This window comes from Bifidobacterium thermophilum (genome assembly GCF_037482445.1).
Classification (GTDB): Bacteria; Actinomycetota; Actinomycetes; order Actinomycetales; family Bifidobacteriaceae; genus Bifidobacterium; species Bifidobacterium thermophilum_B.
Map to the genome: position 1 here is coordinate 182,408 of NZ_JBBHLY010000003.1, position 16,609 is coordinate 199,016.

Here is a 16,609-nt window from a genome sequence, read left to right on the forward strand (position 1 = left end):
CTGCCGTGCGAGCTGTCAGACGGCCGACCAAGTGAGCGCGAAGGCGACCAGTCGGACGAGCCGTACCGTGCTACTGCCGTTTCGTACGGGATTGCCTTGTGGTTTGCCTGCGGTGTGGGCGGGGAGTTGGCTACTGCCGTTTCGTACGGGATTGCCACCACCAACCGACGATGTCAAGAACCATGCCGGCTGCCGCGATGATGATAATCAGAACGTCGTGGTCCCTGACGCCGAAGACAATCAGCAGTGCGCTGAGCGCAATTTGCGCGATGAACAGGCCTTTGTTCATAGTCCCTCCAGATGTCGTGTTGTTTCAACGCTAATCTCAGGGGTTCGGCGGCGCCGTCAGCGTTCCGGGTAGTGGTCCCGCGCGGACAGGATGCACAGGTCGCCGTCCGCGACCATGTAAATCAGTCGATTCGCTGAATCGATACGTCTGCTCCATATGCTTTCGAGGCCGGATTTCAGCGGCTCCGGCTTGCCGATGCCCTCGAACGGCGAGCGTTGCGCGTCCCGGATGAGGGCGTTGATTCGCTTCAGCGTGCGCTTGTCGTGGGACTGCCAATACAGGTAATCTTCCCAGGCGTCATCCGTCCAACGGAGCATGGGTCAATCCTCAGTGATGTCGTGCTGGACGGCTGCCCCGTTGCGGATTTGCTCCATGCCGCGTTGAACTTTGTTGCGCAGATACTGATTCTGGTACACCCGGAGCGTTTCCATGAGGGAATCGTAATCGGAAGCGCTCATGACGACAACGTTGTCATGTTCATCCTTGTTCGTCACCAGCAGCATATCCGCGTCATCGTTGACCCGGCGCATGTAGGATTTCAGATCTTTGCGGAAGTTCGTGTAGGCGACTGCGGTGACCATCTTCGTCCTTTCCTGGCGTTCCTGCATCAGGTGCTGTACAGAATACTGTACAGCATAGCAGTGAGGTCGGTTCACAGCAAGTCTTGGATTGACCGCGTGGTGCCGGCTGGTGAAGCGTCGATGATGAAATGCCGGCTGACATGGTCCCGCGCGGGCAGGATGCGCAAATCGGCGCGCTGTGGTAGAGTGCTTACTTGTATGTGCGGCTTTGCTGTGCAACTGCGGATGTAGTTCATCGGTAGAATGGAAGCTTCCCAAGCTTCAGAGGCGGGTTCGACTCCCGTCATCCGCTCTCGCGATCGCGGTACCGGCTTGGTGCCGCGATTTTTCGTATCATGGCGACTCCCGCCTTCTCAAACCGGTTGCGCTGGGCGGGGTGTAAACGTAACCGGTTCGAGAAGGCGAGCGGACGGGCGGGTGGGCGCAATCAGCGCAGCGGATACCCGCGTCGTGCCGCCGCTGCGAGCCGCTGCGGCACCTGCAGTACGGTCCCGTCGGGCATCGTCACTTCAATGGGCTGTTCGGGTTTGGCTTTCCAGTGCGCTCGCCGTGAACGGGTTCGCGAGCGTGACATGCGGTATTTCGGCGTGGCCATCAGCCTTGCCTCGCTTTCCATCGGGGGTTCTTCTTGTTGATGACATAGATGTGCCCGCGTCGGCGCACGAGGGTTGAGCCGTCTTTGCGCAGGAGGGAACGTACGGATGACTTGACTTTCATGGGCGTGCGCCTTTCTCGCTGGTGGTGTTGCCGCTGACGTTGCCGTTGCTGCCGTTGCTGCCGTTGCTGTCGGCGTCACCGCCGTCGCTCGTGATGCCGTCGCGGGTTCGATCGCCGGCAAGACCGTATTTCCCGTACCGTCTGCGGAATCGCTGCACTTGCCCCGCGGAATCGAGGACGACGGCCTTGCCGGTGTAGAACGGGTGGGACGCGCTGGTCACATCCGCGTTGACCAGCGGGTAGGTGGCCCCGTCGGTCCAGGTGATGGAGGGCAGCCGCTCGGCTTGCCCGGCGAGCGTGGAGCGGGTCAGGAAGGTCTCGCCCGTGGTCTGGTCGCGGAATACGACCGGCCCGTATGTCGGGTGGATGTCTGGTTTCATGGTTCTCCTGTCGGTTATTTGGGGTTATTTGGGGTTGATTGGAGACTGATTGGGGTCGCCGGATCGGTGGGCGGGGCGCGTGCCCGGAAGGCTTCTACCAGCTTGATTTCACGACGCCGGGCAGTTCGCCGCGATGGGCTTTGTCGCGCAGATTGATGCGTGACAGGCCGAATCGCCGGTTGAATGCGCGAGGCCGGCCGTCAATGGCGTCACGGTTACGCAACCGCGTGGGGCTGGCGTCACGGGGGAGCGCGTGCAGCCGGCGCATTGCTTCCGCGCGCGCTTCCGGGCTTAGATGCGGGTTGACCGAATCGTGCCGGTATGCCGCCCGCCGTTCGGCGTATGCCGCGACTATGCGTTCGCGCTGCCGTTGTTTGGCGATGAGACTGCGTTTGGCCATGTCAGCGGACCTCCCGGAACATCACGCGCCTACGTAGTACGGGGTCGAATTTCAGGAGTTCGAGACGATCCGGCGTGTTGCGGCGGTTCTTGGTTGTCGTATAGGTCGAACCGGTACCTGCGGTTGATCGCAGGGTGATGACCGGGCGAATGTCGGTGGTTTTGGCCATGGGGCTTCCTTTCCTGTGGTGTGTTGTTGACGTGTTCCCGCGTTCCTGTGCCGTTGCGTTTCCGCGGCGTTGGGCGGGGTCGCGGGCTACAGGCGTATCTCGCCGTTAGCGATCAGCCGGGCGACGACCGCATCGATGCCGTGCCTGTCGATGGTTTTCATGCCGCGCGGTGTCAGCGTGAGGGTGACGCGCCGGCCGAGCGACGGCACGAAATAGCGCTTGCGCTGCAGGTTCGGTTCGAAGCGTCGGCGGGTTTTCCGGTGCGAATGGGATACGGTGTTGCCCTTGCCGGCGTGGGCGCCGAGGACTTGACAATATTTGCTCATGTGCTTCATTATAGATATTGAGAATCATTATCGTCAAGTGATTGCAGAAAGGTCGTGCCATGCCACGCCATCCATCGTTGCCATCATGGGGAAACACCGAAGCCGGAACCCCGCGTGTCAGTCTCGTCCTGCTGACTGGAGTCGACCGCCTCGCCATCGACGCCGTCGCCTTCTCCCTGGCGGATTCCCGCCCGGCCATTCGCGTCGCCGCCTACGATGTAGCGCCCGACCCCGCCTCGCCCACCGGTTTGTCCCTGGTGAGAACCGTCTACGAGCCTGGAAACAGCGACAGCCTGCTTGGCGGCGATACCACCGTGTTCCCCATGGACGACTGCTGCCTGACCTGCGCATGCAAACACGACCTCGTACGTGTGATGAACACTGCCCCCGAATGGTCCGGAGCCATGCTGGCCGTGCTTCCGGTCGGGGTCGAGGGAACCGCGGTCGCGCAATATCTTGCGGATAGTTCGATGCTGGGCGACCTGCCGTGCGCGATCGACACCATCCACGTCGCCACGGCGGTCGGTCTGGACGGCTTCGAATCAAGGCTCTTCGACGACGACCGGCTTGTTGTCGCCGGAACGACAGACGATGACGCCGTACTCGACTCACGCTCGACCGGCGTTGTGCAGACGCGGCTCATCCGCGAAGCCGCGCACATACTCATGCTGCCGATGCTCGCGGCGGATGGCGGCGCTGCCCTGACGGATGGCGGTACAGCCTTGGGCGGTGCGGGCTTGGACGAGGCGGATCTGGATGGTGCGGCTATGTCACCTCGGCAAGGTGCCGACGAAACCGCACGGCTGTCCGCAGTCGTCACCGCGCTCGCCGACCCGGCCGCCACCATTCACCCGGATGCCCACTGCGCCGACCTGCACGCGTTGATTGGGGACGTGTGCACGCCGTCGCGAGTCCGAGTTTGATGTGCAGACAGGGGCCGGCGGCTGTCGGCGCTTGTCGCCCGTTGCGCTGGCCTGGTTGTGTGAGCGAATCCTCGCACGGTGAGGCTGGAGGTGCAATGGATTGGTTGATTGGTGCCGCTCGGGTGTCGGTGTGTGAGTGAGCCCTCACACTGTGGCCTGTGGAGGGGTGGAAATGTTGGGATTTGGGTGGTCCGGGGTGTCGTTGTGTGAGCGAATCCTCACACAACGGCCCGTGGCGAGTGGGAAACGGGCTGATTCGGGTCTTTGGGGTGTCATTGTGTGAGTCAATCCTCACAAAGACACGCTTTGGGCGACCTGACACTGATTCCGTCCTTACCGCCCGCGATCGTACCGGTCCATGATCCGCAGTTGCGCGCTCCACGGCAGGAACCGAGCGGCGAACAGCCCGGCTTTCATCTGCCAGGTCGGCACGATGATGAGCTTGCCGGCCAGCGTCTTGTCGATCGCGTATCGCGCAACCGCGCGGCTGGATGCGCCCGGCGTAAGGAATTCCCCGCCCGCGGTCGCGTTGAAATGCGTGTCGACCGGTCCGGGGCATAGTGCGCTCACGGTGACGGGAACGCGGTCGCGTCGAAGCTCCTGCGCCACGGCGAGCGTGAGTTTGAGCGTGTAGTTTTTGGTCGCGTAGTAGGTGGCGAGCCGCGGTCCGGCGAGGAATCCGGCGGCGCTGCACACGTTGAGCAGCCGGCAGTGCCCGTCGCGCCTGAACTTGCGGACGAACAGTTTGGTGAGCACGTGGTAGGAGACCACGTTGAGGTTGATCATTTCGAGCTCGCGGTCCAGCGGGGTGTCGGTGAAGTCGCCGAACAGGCCGAATCCGGCGTTGTTGACAAGCAGGTCGATGCGTTCGTCGCGGTAGCGTGCGAACAGTTGCTCGCAGGCGCTGCGTTGCGACAGGTCGAGTGTGACGGTTTCGACAGTGACGTTGTTGCCGTGCGCGGCGGCGATCCGTCGCGCTTCTTGCGCCACGTTATCCAGGCGCGCCTGATTGCGTGCCACGAGCGCGAGATCATACCCGAGTTCGGCGAGGTACAGCGCCATGTCGCGGCCCAATCCGCTCGACGCTCCGGTGACGATTGTCTTCATTGCAGCTCCTTTGCTGGTTGATTTCTGCATCTGCCGACGCTGACAGCTATCTCGGCGTCGGCAGTAGGTAATGATTCCGCCTCTGCCGACGCGCAATCCCAAAACCGGCAGCCTACTTGAGCCGCCGCCCCGCCGACCCGAGCCGTTCGCACGCTTCGACCACGCGCCGCGCCATCGAGTCCTCGGCCTCGCGCCCCCACGAGCGCGGATCGTAGAACTTCTTGTCGCCCACTTCGCCGTCGATCTTGAGCACGCCGTCGTAGTGTGCGAACATGTGTCCGGCGATCGCCCGCGTGAACGCGTACTGCGTGTCGGTGTCGATGTTCATCTTGACGACGCCGTGGCTCACCGCTTCGGCGATTTCCTCGGCGCTGGATCCGGAGCCACCGTGGAACACCAGCGGGAACGGCTTGTTTTCGGGCACATCCCCGACGAATCCCCGCCCTGCGGCATGCCCGGCGATCCGACCGTCCGCCACGGCCGCGGCGACCTCGTTCTGGATATCGCCCAGCAGTTCCGGCCGCAGTTTGACGACGCCCGGCTTGTACGCGCCATGCACGTTGCCGAAGGTGAACGCCGCCATGTAACGCCCGTTTTCGCCCAGTCCGAGTCGTTGCGCGACGGTCACGCCGTCTGCTGGCGTCGAATACAGTTTCTCGTTGATTTCGGCGCGCTGTCCGTCTTCCTCGCCACCGACCGCGCCGATTTCGATTTCCAGCACCGTATGCGCGGCGACCGACTTGGCGAGCAGTTCCTCGGCGATATCAAGGTTTTCGGCGAGCGGGACCGTCGAGCCGTCCCACATATGCGACTGGAATGACGGATCTTTGCCGTGCGCTACCTGATCCGCTTCGATGGCGAGCAGCGGCCGCACCCACTCGTCAAGATACTGCTTGGCGCAATGGTCGGTGTGCAGGGCGACCGTGTTCGGGTATTTCGCGGCGACCTCGTGCGCGAACGCGGCGAACGCGAGCGACCCGGTGACCCGGTCGTTGACCCGCTGCCCGGAGAAGTAGGCGGACCCGCCTACGGACACTTGGATGATGCCGTCAGACTCGGCGTCGGCCAGACCTTGCAGCGCGGCGTTCAACGTCTGCGTGCTGGTCACGTTGATAGCGGGGTAAGCATAGCCGCCGCGACGCGCTGCATCAAGCATCTCGGCATAGCGTTCAGGGGTTGCGATTGTCATGTTTCCATTATCCCGCACAAGGCGCCGCGAGGATGGTTCGAACACGGTGTGTTGTTTTTGCGAGAAACGATATACAAAGGGCCTGCGATGTGTGACAATACCGTATCAGGATTGTAAGGATGGACGGGCGATGAAGGAAGTAGAAGAGCTCTCATTCGGCGATAGCGCCGTCGGCGCAAGCGAGCGCAGGCGGCGGCCATGGTTGGGGCGGCTTATCGCGGTGCTGGTTGTGATTGTGCTGCTGGTCGTGTGCGGCGGCGCGTGGGCGTGGGAGACCCGCCTGCGGCATATCGTCGTATTCGTGAACGGGCAGCAGGTGGAGATTTCCGCCGGCACCACGGCGAAACAGCTGCTGGACGACCATGATGATTTCGGTGCGCACCCGGGCAAGCTGCTTGCGGTGGACGGCAGTGTGATCAAGGCGACGGGAGGACATCCGGTGTCGTTGAAGGTCGATGGGCAGCATATCGATCCTGCGGATTGGAAGGGCACGCGATTCCCCGGGAACGCTGAAGTGAGCGTCACGTCCGGCGGCAACGTGACTGAAGGCCATGCGACCGACTATGAGACGGTCCCGCACGGCATCACGGTGAATATCGCCGGTGGCGTCATCCAGATGGTCAAGACCCGCGGCCAGGACGGCAAGCGCGAGGTGTGGGTGGGCGACGTGTCCAAGAAACGCATCGCGAAACGGATGGCCAAACAGGCGGTGGATACGCAGATCGTCGGCGTATCGCCACGCCCCGAAGGCCATAAGGTCATCGCGTTGACGTTCGATGACGGTCCGAGCGGACAGTACACCGCCCCGATTCTCGACATTCTCAAGCAAAAGGGTGTGAAGGCGACATTCTTCGACGTCGGCCAGTATTCGGTGCAATACGCGGCTTTGGAGAAGCGGATGGTCGCCGAAGGCCATGAGGTGGCGAGCCACAGCAACACGCACCCGTATATGCCGAAGATGAAGCGGGACGCGTTGCGGGCGGAAATCACCGCCGGATTCGCCAACATGAAGAAAGCATCCGGCGTGAGCACGCGCATGATGCGCTCGCCGTACGGTTCGTTCACGGTGGACCAGTGGAAGGACGTGTACGATCTGGTCGACTACAACGTGCTGTGGAGCATCGATACGGAGGATTGGCGTCGTCCCGGCGCGCAGGCGATCCATGACGCGGTGCTCAACCACGCGTACAACGGCGCGGTGGTGCTCATGCACGACGGCGGCGGCAACCGCGACCAGGATATTCAGGCCCTGCCCGGCATTATTGACGATTTGAAAGCGCAAGGCTACGAGTTCGTGACCATCAGCGGCCTGCTCAAACTCGCCGGCATCAGCGCCGCCCCGCTGGCCGATGAGGGCGGCGACGCGAAGAAGTAGGCGGTTCGGTGGGCGCCCGTGGACGTTGCCCGCCAATTCGTCACGCACTGCGTGACCAATTGAGCGTCGGCAAAAGGTCAGATTTCTGCTTCTGCCGACGGTGACGGTACTCTCAGTGCCGGCAGAAGATGGGGGAGGCGCCCGGCCGGCTGGCATCCGTCCACACCCGGCCAGCATCCCGCTCCATCCTGCATCTCCACCAGCCACCCGCACCACCCGGTAGAGGGGATACGGTAACCTGTGGGCGGCGGAATCATGCGTTTTGCGGAGGTGCATCATGCCCGGAATCATTCTTATCGGCGCTCAGTGGGGCGATGAAGGCAAAGGCAAGGCGACCGATCTGATCGGCTCGCATGTCGACTATGTCGCCCGCTTCAACGGCGGCAACAACGCGGGCCATACCGTGGTCGTCGGCGACGAATCCTACGCGCTGCACCTGCTGCCCAGCGGCATTATCAGCCCGAACGTGACCCCGGTCATCGGCAATGGCGTGGTTGTCGATCCTGAAGTCCTGTTCCAGGAGATTGACGGTCTTGAAGCCCGCGGCGTGGACTGCTCGCGCCTGCTGGTCAGCGAGTCCGCGCACGTGATCGCCCCCTACCATCGCACTATTGACAAGGTGACCGAACGCTTCCTGGGCAAGCACAAGATCGGCACCACCGGTCGCGGTATCGGCCCGGCGTACGCCGACAAGATCAACCGCGTAGGCATTCGCGTGCACGATCTGTTCAATGAGCAGCACCTGCATGACAAAGTCGAGGCGAGCCTGCACCAGAAGAACCAGATGCTGGTCAAGCTGTACAACCGCCGCCCAATCGACATCGACCGCACCACCGACGAGCTGCTCAAGCTTGGTGAACGGCTTAAGCCGTACGTGGCAAACACGTCCCTCGTGCTCAACAATGCGCTCGACGCGGGCAAGACCGTCCTGTTCGAAGGCGGCCAGGCCACCATGCTTGACGTGGACCACGGCACCTACCCGTTCGTCACCTCCTCGAACCCGACCGCCGGCGGCGCCTGCACCGGCACAGGCGTCGGGCCAACCAAGATCACCCGCGTCATCGGCGTGTCCAAGGCGTATATCACGCGCGTGGGCGAAGGCCCGTTCCCAACGGAACTGTTCGACGAGCAGGGTGATTGGCTGCGCGAGCAGGGCCACGAGTACGGCGTCACCACCGGCCGTCCCCGCCGTTGCGGCTGGTTCGATGCGGTCGTCAACCGGTACGCGGTGCGCGTCAACGGCCTGACCGATATCGTGCTCACCAAGCTTGACGTGCTCACCGGCCTCAAGGAAATCCCGATCTGCGTCGCCTACGACGTGGAAAACCCGGACGGCACGCACACCCGCTACGACGACATGCCTGTCGACCAGGCAGCCTTCACCGCGGCGAAGCCGATCTACGAGACCATGCCCGGCTGGGACGAGGATATTTCGCAGGTGCATGATTTCGCGGACCTGCCCAAGACCTGCCAGGATTACGTCAAGCGTCTCGAAGACCTGTCCGGATGCCGGATCTCTGCAATCGGCACCGGCCCGCAGCGTGACCATATCATCTCCGTCCACTCGCTGATCGACTAGTCGGCTAAGCATTACGGGGCAAACCCAACCGGACCGGAGTCGAGGCGCGGCGGCGTCACGGCTCCGGTCCCGCATAAGAGGCCGTGAAAAGCTGCCGGGGTAAGAGAAGGGGAGAGGGTTCCGGAGGCGGCAGAGAGTAAAGAAAAGCAAGGAAGAGAGGGAAGAAAGGCATATGACGAAACGTTCCCCGCTCGCCGACCCGCAACTGTATGTGGTGGTGTTCATCGGCGGCGCGATCGGCACATGCGTGCGTTACCTGCTGGGGCTGGCGATACCGGCCACGGCTGCGGGATTCCACTTCGGCACGCTCGCCGCGAACCTGCTGGCCTGCTTCGTATACGCGGGATTGAGCGCATACCTGGCGCAGGCTGATTGGATTCGCCCGCGCAAGCGCGAACTGGTCAACCGGGGGGCCGGTATGGGTGTGTGCGGCGGATTGTCGACCATGTCCACGCTCGCGCTGGAAGGCTTCACCGGCATACTCGGCGGGCAGGCGTGGCTGGCGTTGCTGTACCTGCTGGTCAGCGTGGTTTGTGGCCTGCTGGTCGCGTTCGCGGGCGTCTGGTGCGCTGATCGGCTTGCGGCCGGGCATCGCGCGGAACGTACCGCGGCGGCCGGTCCAGACGCCCAGTCTGGCGAGTCCCGCAATCTCAGCAATCCCAACGTTTCCAACGTTCCTGACAATCTCGGCTCTGCCGGCACCCCCGGCAATCCCGCCACCCCCGCCAACTCCGCAGAACAGGAGGCCCGGCAATGACATCGTTCCTGATCGGCGCGCTCCTGTGCCTGATGGGCGGCCTGGGAGCTGTCACCCGGTTCGTGCTTGATACCGCGGTCAAACAGCCGTGGTCCCGCATCCCCGATAACGCGGACGACCGTACCGCCGCCATCCACTCGTTCCCGCTGTCCACGCTCGTGGTGAATATCGCAGCCTCACTGCTCGCCGGAATCGTCGCGGCGGCCTTCGTCTACCACGGCGACCCGGCCAGCCCGTGGCGTCTGGTGCTCGCCACCGGCTTCCTCGGCGGGTTCTCCACGTTCTCGACCGCCATCAACGAAAGCGTCACCCTGCTGCGCAAAGGCAAGCGTGCGGTAGCCGCAACGAATATCGTCCTCGAATATGTCGTCCCGCTGCTGTGCGTGGCGCTCGGCTGGTGGCTGGCGGCGGCACTGTGAACGATTTGCACGCCGCAGCGGACCGTCTGCTCACCTCATTTGCCCGCCTCAAATGGCGTATGGCGGGTGCCGGCGTGCTCATCGGCCTGCTGTCCGGCGTGCTCGTGGTCATCTACCGGCAGGGCATCGAACTGAGCATCCGCTTCGCCCGGTGGATGTACGCGCAGATCCGCGTCACCCCATGGCTGATCGCCCCCTGGGCGTTGGCTGCGATACTCGTCAGCCTGCTTATCGCGTGGATGGTCCGCAAGGAGCCGATGGCATCCGGCAGCGGTATTCCGCAAACCGACGGCGTGGTGTTGAGCGGCCTGAAGATGAAATGGCAGACCATTCTGCCGGTGCGCTTCCTCGGCGGCCTGCTTGCCGCCCTGTTCGGGCTGTCTTTGGGGCGCGAAGGCCCGTCCATCCAGATCGGCGCGTCCGGCGCGCAATTCCTGTCACATCGCATGCGCGGCGAGAAACGCGAAGACGTGCAGGAGCACTATCTGGTGACCGCGGGCGCGGCTGCCGGTCTGTCCGCGGCGTTCAGCGCGCCGTTGTCCGGCATGATGTTCGCGCTGGAAGGTATCCACCGCAGCTTCTCCCCGGCCATCCTCATGGGCGCGACCGCCGCCTCCCTGACCGCGGATTTCGTTTCGAAATACTGTTTCGGCTTGACTCCCGTCCTTGATTTCGGGGATATCCAGCAGTTGCCGCTCGGCGATTACATGTGGTTGATTCCGCTCGGCATCATCGCCGGACTGGTCGGTTCGCTGATGAACCGCTCCCTGCTCGGCTTCCAGACCCTGTACGGCAAACTGCCCGATTGGTTGCGCCCGATGATCGCCATCGCCATCGCCCTGCCGGTCGGCCTGTGGCTGCCCGACGTGCTCGGCGGTGGAGCGAACCTCGTGCAAACCGCCGAACGCGGGCATCCGGGGCTCCTGATGCTGTGCATTCTGCTGGTCGTGAAAATCCTGTTCACCAGCACAAGTTTCGGTTCCGGCGTGCCCGGCGGCATCTTCATGCCGATTCTCGCGGTCGGAGCGCTGGCGGGCGGCGCGTTCGGCACACTCGGGCATGACCTGTGGGGGCTTTCCGCCCAGGCGATCCCCGTATTTGCGGTCTGCGTGATGACCGGTACGCTGGCGGCATCGGTGAAAACCCCGATCACCTCGATCCTGCTGACCGTCGAAATGTCCGGAACCCTGACCCACATGCTGCCCGTCGCCGCAGCCGCGTTCATCGCGCTGCTGGTTTCCGACTTGTTGCGTACGAAACCGATTTACGGCGTGCTGCTGGAACGCTACATGCGCGCGCAAGGTCAGGCGGCGAAACTGCCCGGCAACCTGGGTTCCGGCATCATGGATTTCCCGCTGGAAATGGGCGCGCCCGCCGACGGGCATCGCGTGCGCGACATCGCCTGGCCGTCAGGATGCCTGATTATCGGACTTCGGCGTGGTGAACATGAGATCGTTCCGCGTGGCGACACCATGCTGCGGGGCGGCGATTATCTGATCGTACTGTTCAGCGGCCAGGAGGAGCAGGGCGTCCGTGCGGCGCTGCGACAGCTGTGCGACGCGGATGAAGCCGAACCGGCCGAATCGCACGTTAACACGAAAGCACACTAAGTTACCGCGGCGAAACGTTATTGCAACCGCTAGTCGAATCTCGAACACCTATCGTGAGGGGTATTCGAGAGAGGACTAACTCATGACAGACGCACTATCAACTGCGCGACGCCATCGGTTCCTGATCCTGGCCTGTATGCTCGCCATACTGGTGCCGGTGGCATTCCTCGCGTTCCCATCAACCGCCCGCGCGGCCCAAGCGACACCGACCTGCAATCCGACCGCAAGCAATGGCTGCGTGAACGGTATTCTGCAGGATTCCTCCAAACAGCCGATCTCCGGCGTGACCGTCACCCTGTCCGGCAAGGAATCAGCGACCACCACCACGGACGCCTCCGGCAAATGGGCGTTCTCGGTGACCGCGGACGGCTCTTACACCGTCACCATCGACAAGTCCGTCGCCTCAAGCCACGGCCTGCCCGGCAACACGGAAACCGTCAGCATCGACAAAAGCGATTTCTCCAAGCAGCGCGCGGTCGTCCGGTTCGATAAGGCGAATGTGGCGGATTCTTCAAGCTCCGGCAAGGCTTCCGGCTCGGCATCATCGTCAAGCAAAGCCAAGTCGGGCAGCTCAAGCTCCACAACCAACAGCTCGTCGGCGTCAAGCACATCCGGCAGCTCCAGCAATTTCGGCCAGCGCTTCTGGCAACAGCTTTACTCTGGCTTGATTTTCGGCCTCATGCTCGCGCTCATGAGCGTCGGCATGAACCTCGTCTACGGCACCACCGGACTGAGCTCCTTCTCCCACGGCGAGCAGGTCACGCTCGGCGGCCTCATGGCATACGTCGGCACGCAGATGCTGCACTGGCCGCTCATCGTCTCCGGCATTTTCGCCATCGCGATCGGCGCGCTGACAGGCCTCATCCAGAACGAGATCATCTGGGCGCCGCTACGCCGCAAGCATGTCGGCCCGCTCCAGCAGATGATCGTCACCATCGGCCTGTCCATGGTGCTGCAATACCTGTTCCAGTTCTTCTTCGGCGGCAGCACCAAAGGCATCGTCACCTCCGTGGAACGCGGCTTCCAACTCGGCCCGATCACCACGGACCGCGCGACCCTGATCTCCGCGGCCATCGCAATCGTGGTCATCGTGACTGTCACCTACTTCCTGTACCACACGCGGTTCGGCCGGGCCACGCGAGCGGTCTCCGATAATTCCGCGCTCGCCGCCGCCTCAGGCATCAACGTGGAGCACGTGGTGCGGATCGTATGGATCCTCTCCTGCGCGCTCGCCGCGCTCTCCGGCGTGCTCATGGGCATCTACCTCAAAGGCATCGCATGGAACACCGGCGCGGTCCTGCTGCTGCTCATGTTCTCCGCGGTCACGCTCGGCGGCCTCGGCACCGCCCCCGGCGCCCTGGTCGGCGCGCTCATCATCGGCGTCGTGGCGGATATGAGCTCGCTCGTCATCCCCAACGACATGCGCTACGCTTCGGCGCTCGCGATCCTCATCATCGTCCTGCTGTTCCGTCCGCAGGGCATCTTCGGCAAAGCACAGAGGGTGGGCTGAGACATGGATTTCCTTACCATCATTACCAATTCGCTGGGCGAGCTCATCGCGCCCACAACCGCCGCCTACGCGCTCGCGGCCATCGGCCTGAACATCCACTTCGGCATGACCGGCCTGTTCAACATGGGCCAGGCGGGATTCATGCTGCTCGGCGCCTACGGGTTCGCCATCACCCAGTCCATGGGCTGGAGCATCCTCGGCTCCCTGTGCATGGCGCTGTTCCTGTCGTTCCTGTTCGCGCTGCTGCTCGGCATCCCGACACTCAAACTCGGGCCCGACTACCTGTCGATGGTCACGCTTGCGGCCGCTGAAATCGTTCGCATTATCGGGCGTTCCACCGCGATGACCAAGATCACCGGCGGCTCCGGCGGCATCTCCCCGCAGGATTTCACGGAGAAGTTCGAAGCGCTCTCCCCGCTGCCCGACGGCCAATCGACCTTCCTGCTGTGGACCTACTCGAACAATACGGCGAATTCCTGGTGGATCCGCATCGTCGCCTGGGTGCTGGTCGGCATCGCCCTGTTCCTCACCTGGCGCTGGTTCAACTCCCCGTGGGGCCGCGTGCTCAAAGGCATCCGCGAGGATGAGAACGCGGTGCGCTCGCTGGGCAAGTCGGTGACCCGCTTCAAGATCCAGTCGCTGTTCCTGGGTGGCGCGTTCGGTGCGCTCGCCGGCATCATCTTCGTGCTGCCGCGTTCCGTACAGCCTGATTCCCTGGGCCGTCAGGTCACCTTCTACACGTGGACGATTCTGCTGATGGGCGGCGCGGCGACCGTATTCGGCCCGCTGATCGGCTCGTGCGTGCTGTGGGTGGCGCTCACGCTGATCAAGGAGTTCATGCGCGGCACGATTCCGACGACCGTGATCTCCTCCGACCAGGTGGAGGCGCTCGGCTGGGTGATTATGGGCATCGCGCTCATGTGCATCGTGATATTCAGGCCGCAAGGCATTCTCGGCGACCGAAAGGAGCTGGCGTTCAATGCGTAAGTCAACATCTCAACGAGCAACATCGCAGCAGGTCGGGAAGAACGCAGCCGAGGACTTCGGCGACAAGCCCTTCCAACCGCAGGCGTACGTGTCGCAATCCGACGCTCCGGGCGCCGCGGCACCCGGTTCCCTCACCCCCGAGGCGGACCTGCCGCGCTGGGCGACCCGCGCGCCCGAAGGCGAGAAACTCGAATCCACGCAATACGCGGACCGCGTGCAGCACGATCTGTCGTTCGTGAAAGCCGCTCCCGGCGTGGCCAAGCCGGATCCGATCCTCGTGGCCGACAACATCACCCGTAAATTCGGCGGTGTGACTGCCGTCGACGTGCAGCATTTCGAGATCGAACGGCACGGCATCACCGCACTGATCGGTCCGAACGGCGCCGGCAAAACCACCTTCTTCAACCTCATGACCGGTTTCGACACCCCGAACACCGGCACCTGGGAATTCGACGGCAAACCGCTGAAATCCGAATCCCCGGAGCAGGTGGCGCGCATGGGCATGGTCCGCACCTTCCAGCTGACCAAAGTCATGAGCCGCCTGACCGTCATGGACAATATGCTGCTGGGCGCCCCGGTCCAGCCGGGCGAAGGCATGCTCACCGCCCTGTTCCCCGCCCGCTGGCGCAAGCAGGAGGAGAAGAACCGCGAGAAGGCCGAGCGTCTGCTCAAGCGCTTCCTGCTGTGGAAGAAGAAGGACGATTTCGCCGGGTCACTTTCCGGTGGCCAGCGCAAACTGCTCGAAATGGCGAGAGCGCTCATGAGCGACCCGCAGCTGGTCATGCTCGACGAGCCGATGGCCGGCGTGAACCCCGCGCTCAAGCAATCGCTGCTCGACTGCATCATGGCCCTACGCGAAACCGGCACCACCGTCCTGTTCGTCGAGCACGACATGAACATGGTCCGGCATATCGCCGATTGGGTGACGGTCATGGCGGAAGGCAAGATCGTGGCCGAAGGCGTGCCGAAGAACGTGATGTCTGACCAGGCGGTCATCGACGCGTACCTGGGCGCTCGCGCGAATATCGATTTGGGCGATGATACGGCGCTTGAGAAGCTTGAGGAGGAACAGCATGAGTGACGTAACGGTGAATGGGCGCGAAGAACCTGCTGTTGACACGGGCGTGGGCGTGGATTCCGGTGTGGCGGCCGCTGATGAGACGCCAACGCAAGGCACGCTGCCGCGTTCGCAAGTGCACGTCGGCGAGCCGGAAGGCGACCCGCTCATGGACGCGCAGGACCTGATCGCCGGCTACCTGCCCGGTGTGAACATCCTCAACGGCGCTTCGCTGACCCTGCATGACGGCGAAATCGTCGGCATCATCGGCCCGAACGGCGCCGGCAAATCGACCCTGCTCAAATCCCTGTTCGGCCTGGTGCACATCCGGTCCGGCAAGCTGCTGCTGCGCGGCGAGGACATCACGAATATGCGCGCCGACAAGCTGGTCTCGCGCGGCGTGGGCTTCGTGCCGCAGACGGAGAACGTGTTCCCGTCGCTGACCATCGAGGAGAATCTGCGGATGGGGGCGTTCCAGGCGCCGAAACTGTTCAAGGAGCGGTTCGAATACGTCAGCTCGATCTTCCCGAAACTCGCCTCGCGCAAGGACCAGCTGGCCGGTTCGCTGTCCGGCGGCGAACGGCAGATGGTCGCGATGGGCCGCGCACTGATGATGAAACCGTCCGTGCTGCTGCTCGACGAGCCGTCCGCCGGTCTGTCGCCGATGCTGCAGGACGAGACCTTCATCCGCGTGAAGGAAGTCAACAAGGCCGGGGTTTCCGTGGTGATCGTCGAGCAGAACGCCCGCAGGTGCTTGCAGATCTGCGACCGCGGGTACGTGCTCGACCAGGGTCGCAACGCCTATTCCGGGCGCGGGCGCGACCTGCTCAACGATCCGAAGGTCATCTCGCTGTACCTGGGCAACCTCGAGGAGAAAGTCGAGGAGGAAGGCCGGTAGGTGTGGTGCCCGAGCAAATCGCCGCCCGATTCAAACAGTGTGGAACCGTAACCGACCCGGTATGAGGACAAAGCGGGGGACGCTCTGAGGTCAGCCATCATAAAACCGTATGATTCCAACGGTCCGGTGGCCCGTGGATTTCGCTCTCGTGCCCACGTTTCCTGGTTACTGTTCCACACTGTGCATTGGTACGCCCGATTCTGCCGGCATGGCCGACGCGGCGGCGACCGGCCTCGGCTCGCCCTGCTGTTCTGATTCCTGAATCCCCATGATTCCAGCGGTCTTGTGATTCCCGGATCTTGCCTGCACTTCCCGTGAGCGTGGTTTCTGTTCCAT

General features: G+C 63.2%; 20 protein-coding genes, 1 tRNA gene and 1 pseudogene. 11 read left to right on the plus strand and 11 right to left on the minus strand.

Annotated elements, in window-relative coordinates:
* Positions 1–130: 130 nt before the first annotated feature.
* Genes WD012_RS03440 through WD012_RS03450 form a run of 3 tightly spaced genes read right to left on the minus strand, consistent with a single transcriptional unit; the run spans position 131 to position 870 of the window.
* A complete protein-coding gene (locus WD012_RS03440; RefSeq protein ID WP_339562394.1) occupies positions 131–289 on the minus strand; it encodes a hypothetical protein in 159 nt (52 codons plus the stop codon).
* A 56-nt stretch (positions 290–345) separates the two neighbouring features.
* On the minus strand, positions 346–606 hold the full coding sequence (locus WD012_RS03445) for a Txe/YoeB family addiction module toxin (protein ID WP_339562395.1): 261 nt from the start codon (positions 604–606) through the stop codon (positions 346–348).
* A 3-nt stretch (positions 607–609) separates the two neighbouring features.
* Positions 610–870, minus strand: coding sequence for a type II toxin-antitoxin system Phd/YefM family antitoxin (locus WD012_RS03450; RefSeq protein WP_339562396.1), 261 nt, complete (start codon positions 868–870; stop codon positions 610–612).
* 221 nt (positions 871–1,091) lie between these two features.
* Here WD012_RS03450 and WD012_RS03455 point away from each other — a divergent pair.
* Positions 1,092–1,162 (plus strand) — tRNA-Gly (locus tag WD012_RS03455).
* A gap of 135 nt (positions 1,163–1,297) precedes the next feature.
* Here WD012_RS03455 and rpmF read toward each other — a convergent pair.
* From rpmF to rpmB, 6 genes and pseudogenes are all read right to left on the minus strand, one after another.
* Positions 1,298–1,486 (minus strand): 50S ribosomal protein L32, encoded by a 189-nt coding sequence (gene rpmF / locus WD012_RS03460; RefSeq protein ID WP_339562397.1) that lies wholly within the window; start codon positions 1,484–1,486, stop codon positions 1,298–1,300.
* Positions 1,465–1,587: a type B 50S ribosomal protein L36 gene (gene ykgO, locus WD012_RS03465; RefSeq protein WP_015449619.1), complete on the minus strand. Its 123-nt coding sequence runs from the start codon at positions 1,585–1,587 to the stop codon at positions 1,465–1,467. Before ykgO ends, rpmF begins: the two co-directional genes overlap by 22 nt.
* A gap of 128 nt (positions 1,588–1,715) precedes the next feature.
* Positions 1,716–1,967, minus strand: a pseudogene (locus WD012_RS03470) (type B 50S ribosomal protein L31); the annotation flags it as partial.
* 94 nt (positions 1,968–2,061) lie between these two features.
* On the minus strand, positions 2,062–2,367 hold the full coding sequence (gene rpsN, locus WD012_RS03475) for a 30S ribosomal protein S14 (RefSeq protein WP_339562398.1): 306 nt from the start codon (positions 2,365–2,367) through the stop codon (positions 2,062–2,064).
* Position 2,368: 1 nt separating this feature from the next.
* The gene (gene rpmG, locus WD012_RS03480) at positions 2,369–2,536 is read right to left on the minus strand and encodes a 50S ribosomal protein L33 (RefSeq protein ID WP_339562399.1); all 168 of its coding nucleotides are present in this window, start codon (positions 2,534–2,536) and stop codon (positions 2,369–2,371) included.
* Positions 2,537–2,622: 86 nt separating this feature from the next.
* The gene (rpmB, locus tag WD012_RS03485) at positions 2,623–2,862 is read right to left on the minus strand and encodes a 50S ribosomal protein L28 (RefSeq protein WP_339562400.1); all 240 of its coding nucleotides are present in this window, start codon (positions 2,860–2,862) and stop codon (positions 2,623–2,625) included.
* Positions 2,863–2,921: 59 nt separating this feature from the next.
* Between rpmB and WD012_RS03490 the strand changes: the two genes are divergently transcribed.
* The gene (locus tag WD012_RS03490; RefSeq protein ID WP_339562401.1) at positions 2,922–3,785 is read left to right on the plus strand and encodes a hypothetical protein; all 864 of its coding nucleotides are present in this window, start codon (positions 2,922–2,924) and stop codon (positions 3,783–3,785) included.
* Between the two features lie 333 nt (positions 3,786–4,118).
* Here the strand turns inward: WD012_RS03490 and WD012_RS03495 are convergent, their stop codons facing one another.
* Positions 4,119–4,892 carry an SDR family NAD(P)-dependent oxidoreductase gene (locus tag WD012_RS03495; protein WP_339562402.1) on the minus strand — a complete coding sequence of 258 codons (774 nt, stop codon included), beginning with the start codon at positions 4,890–4,892 and terminating at the stop codon, positions 4,119–4,121.
* Positions 4,893–5,004: 112 nt separating this feature from the next.
* Complete coding sequence (gene fbaA / locus WD012_RS03500) at positions 5,005–6,081, minus strand: class II fructose-bisphosphate aldolase (protein ID WP_339562403.1); 1,077 nt, start codon at positions 6,079–6,081, stop codon at positions 5,005–5,007.
* Between the two features lie 130 nt (positions 6,082–6,211).
* Here fbaA and WD012_RS03505 point away from each other — a divergent pair, with 130 nt between their 5' ends.
* The 9 genes from WD012_RS03505 to WD012_RS03545 all read left to right on the plus strand — a co-directional run bounded on the left by WD012_RS03505 (position 6,212) and on the right by WD012_RS03545 (position 16,273).
* A complete protein-coding gene (locus tag WD012_RS03505; RefSeq protein ID WP_339562404.1) occupies positions 6,212–7,456 on the plus strand; it encodes a polysaccharide deacetylase family protein in 1,245 nt (414 codons plus the stop codon).
* A 277-nt stretch (positions 7,457–7,733) separates the two neighbouring features.
* A complete protein-coding gene (locus WD012_RS03510; RefSeq protein WP_339562405.1) occupies positions 7,734–9,035 on the plus strand; it encodes an adenylosuccinate synthase in 1,302 nt (433 codons plus the stop codon).
* A gap of 172 nt (positions 9,036–9,207) precedes the next feature.
* The gene (locus WD012_RS03515; RefSeq protein WP_339562406.1) at positions 9,208–9,792 is read left to right on the plus strand and encodes a fluoride efflux transporter FluC; all 585 of its coding nucleotides are present in this window, start codon (positions 9,208–9,210) and stop codon (positions 9,790–9,792) included.
* A complete protein-coding gene (locus WD012_RS03520) occupies positions 9,789–10,211 on the plus strand; it encodes a fluoride efflux transporter FluC (protein ID WP_339562407.1) in 423 nt (140 codons plus the stop codon). Before WD012_RS03515 ends, WD012_RS03520 begins: the two co-directional genes overlap by 4 nt.
* A gap of 59 nt (positions 10,212–10,270) precedes the next feature.
* Complete coding sequence (locus WD012_RS03525; RefSeq protein ID WP_339562599.1) at positions 10,271–11,821, plus strand: ClC family H(+)/Cl(-) exchange transporter; 1,551 nt, start codon at positions 10,271–10,273, stop codon at positions 11,819–11,821.
* An 82-nt stretch (positions 11,822–11,903) separates the two neighbouring features.
* Complete coding sequence (locus WD012_RS03530; protein ID WP_422614350.1) at positions 11,904–13,331, plus strand: ABC transporter permease subunit; 1,428 nt, start codon at positions 11,904–11,906, stop codon at positions 13,329–13,331.
* 3 nt (positions 13,332–13,334) lie between these two features.
* On the plus strand, positions 13,335–14,318 hold the full coding sequence (locus WD012_RS03535; RefSeq protein ID WP_339562408.1) for a branched-chain amino acid ABC transporter permease: 984 nt from the start codon (positions 13,335–13,337) through the stop codon (positions 14,316–14,318).
* Complete coding sequence (locus WD012_RS03540) at positions 14,311–15,399, plus strand: ABC transporter ATP-binding protein (protein ID WP_339562409.1); 1,089 nt, start codon at positions 14,311–14,313, stop codon at positions 15,397–15,399. Before WD012_RS03535 ends, WD012_RS03540 begins: the two co-directional genes overlap by 8 nt.
* Entirely contained in the window at positions 15,392–16,273 is an 882-nt protein-coding gene (locus WD012_RS03545) for an ABC transporter ATP-binding protein (RefSeq protein WP_339562410.1), read from the plus strand. The genes WD012_RS03540 and WD012_RS03545 overlap by 8 nt, the downstream gene beginning before the upstream one ends.
* The last annotated feature ends 336 nt before the right edge of the window (positions 16,274–16,609 follow it).

Bases quoted from the DNA above. Each gene is read 5' to 3' on its own strand.
- WD012_RS03440 (WP_339562394.1), bottom strand. From the start codon at position 289: ATGAACAAAGGCCTGTTCATCGCGCAAATTGCGCTCAGCGCACTGCTG.
- WD012_RS03445 (WP_339562395.1), bottom strand. From the start codon at position 606: ATGCTCCGTTGGACGGATGACGCCTGGGAAGATTACCTGTATTGGCAG.
- WD012_RS03450 (WP_339562396.1), bottom strand. From the start codon at position 870: ATGGTCACCGCAGTCGCCTACACGAACTTCCGCAAAGATCTGAAATCC.
- rpmF (WP_339562397.1), bottom strand. From the start codon at position 1,486: ATGGAAAGCGAGGCAAGGCTGATGGCCACGCCGAAATACCGCATGTCA.
- ykgO (WP_015449619.1), bottom strand. From the start codon at position 1,587: ATGAAAGTCAAGTCATCCGTACGTTCCCTCCTGCGCAAAGACGGCTCA.
- rpsN (WP_339562398.1), bottom strand. From the start codon at position 2,367: ATGGCCAAACGCAGTCTCATCGCCAAACAACGGCAGCGCGAACGCATA.
- rpmG (WP_339562399.1), bottom strand. From the start codon at position 2,536: ATGGCCAAAACCACCGACATTCGCCCGGTCATCACCCTGCGATCAACC.
- rpmB (WP_339562400.1), bottom strand. From the start codon at position 2,862: ATGAGCAAATATTGTCAAGTCCTCGGCGCCCACGCCGGCAAGGGCAAC.
- WD012_RS03490 (WP_339562401.1), top strand. From the start codon at position 2,922: ATGCCACGCCATCCATCGTTGCCATCATGGGGAAACACCGAAGCCGGA.
- WD012_RS03495 (WP_339562402.1), bottom strand. From the start codon at position 4,892: ATGAAGACAATCGTCACCGGAGCGTCGAGCGGATTGGGCCGCGACATG.
- fbaA (WP_339562403.1), bottom strand. From the start codon at position 6,081: ATGACAATCGCAACCCCTGAACGCTATGCCGAGATGCTTGATGCAGCG.
- WD012_RS03505 (WP_339562404.1), top strand. From the start codon at position 6,212: ATGAAGGAAGTAGAAGAGCTCTCATTCGGCGATAGCGCCGTCGGCGCA.
- WD012_RS03510 (WP_339562405.1), top strand. From the start codon at position 7,734: ATGCCCGGAATCATTCTTATCGGCGCTCAGTGGGGCGATGAAGGCAAA.
- WD012_RS03515 (WP_339562406.1), top strand. From the start codon at position 9,208: ATGACGAAACGTTCCCCGCTCGCCGACCCGCAACTGTATGTGGTGGTG.
- WD012_RS03520 (WP_339562407.1), top strand. From the start codon at position 9,789: ATGACATCGTTCCTGATCGGCGCGCTCCTGTGCCTGATGGGCGGCCTG.
- WD012_RS03525 (WP_339562599.1), top strand. From the start codon at position 10,271: ATGGCGGGTGCCGGCGTGCTCATCGGCCTGCTGTCCGGCGTGCTCGTG.
- WD012_RS03530 (WP_422614350.1), top strand. From the start codon at position 11,904: ATGACAGACGCACTATCAACTGCGCGACGCCATCGGTTCCTGATCCTG.
- WD012_RS03535 (WP_339562408.1), top strand. From the start codon at position 13,335: ATGGATTTCCTTACCATCATTACCAATTCGCTGGGCGAGCTCATCGCG.
- WD012_RS03540 (WP_339562409.1), top strand. From the start codon at position 14,311: ATGCGTAAGTCAACATCTCAACGAGCAACATCGCAGCAGGTCGGGAAG.
- WD012_RS03545 (WP_339562410.1), top strand. From the start codon at position 15,392: ATGAGTGACGTAACGGTGAATGGGCGCGAAGAACCTGCTGTTGACACG.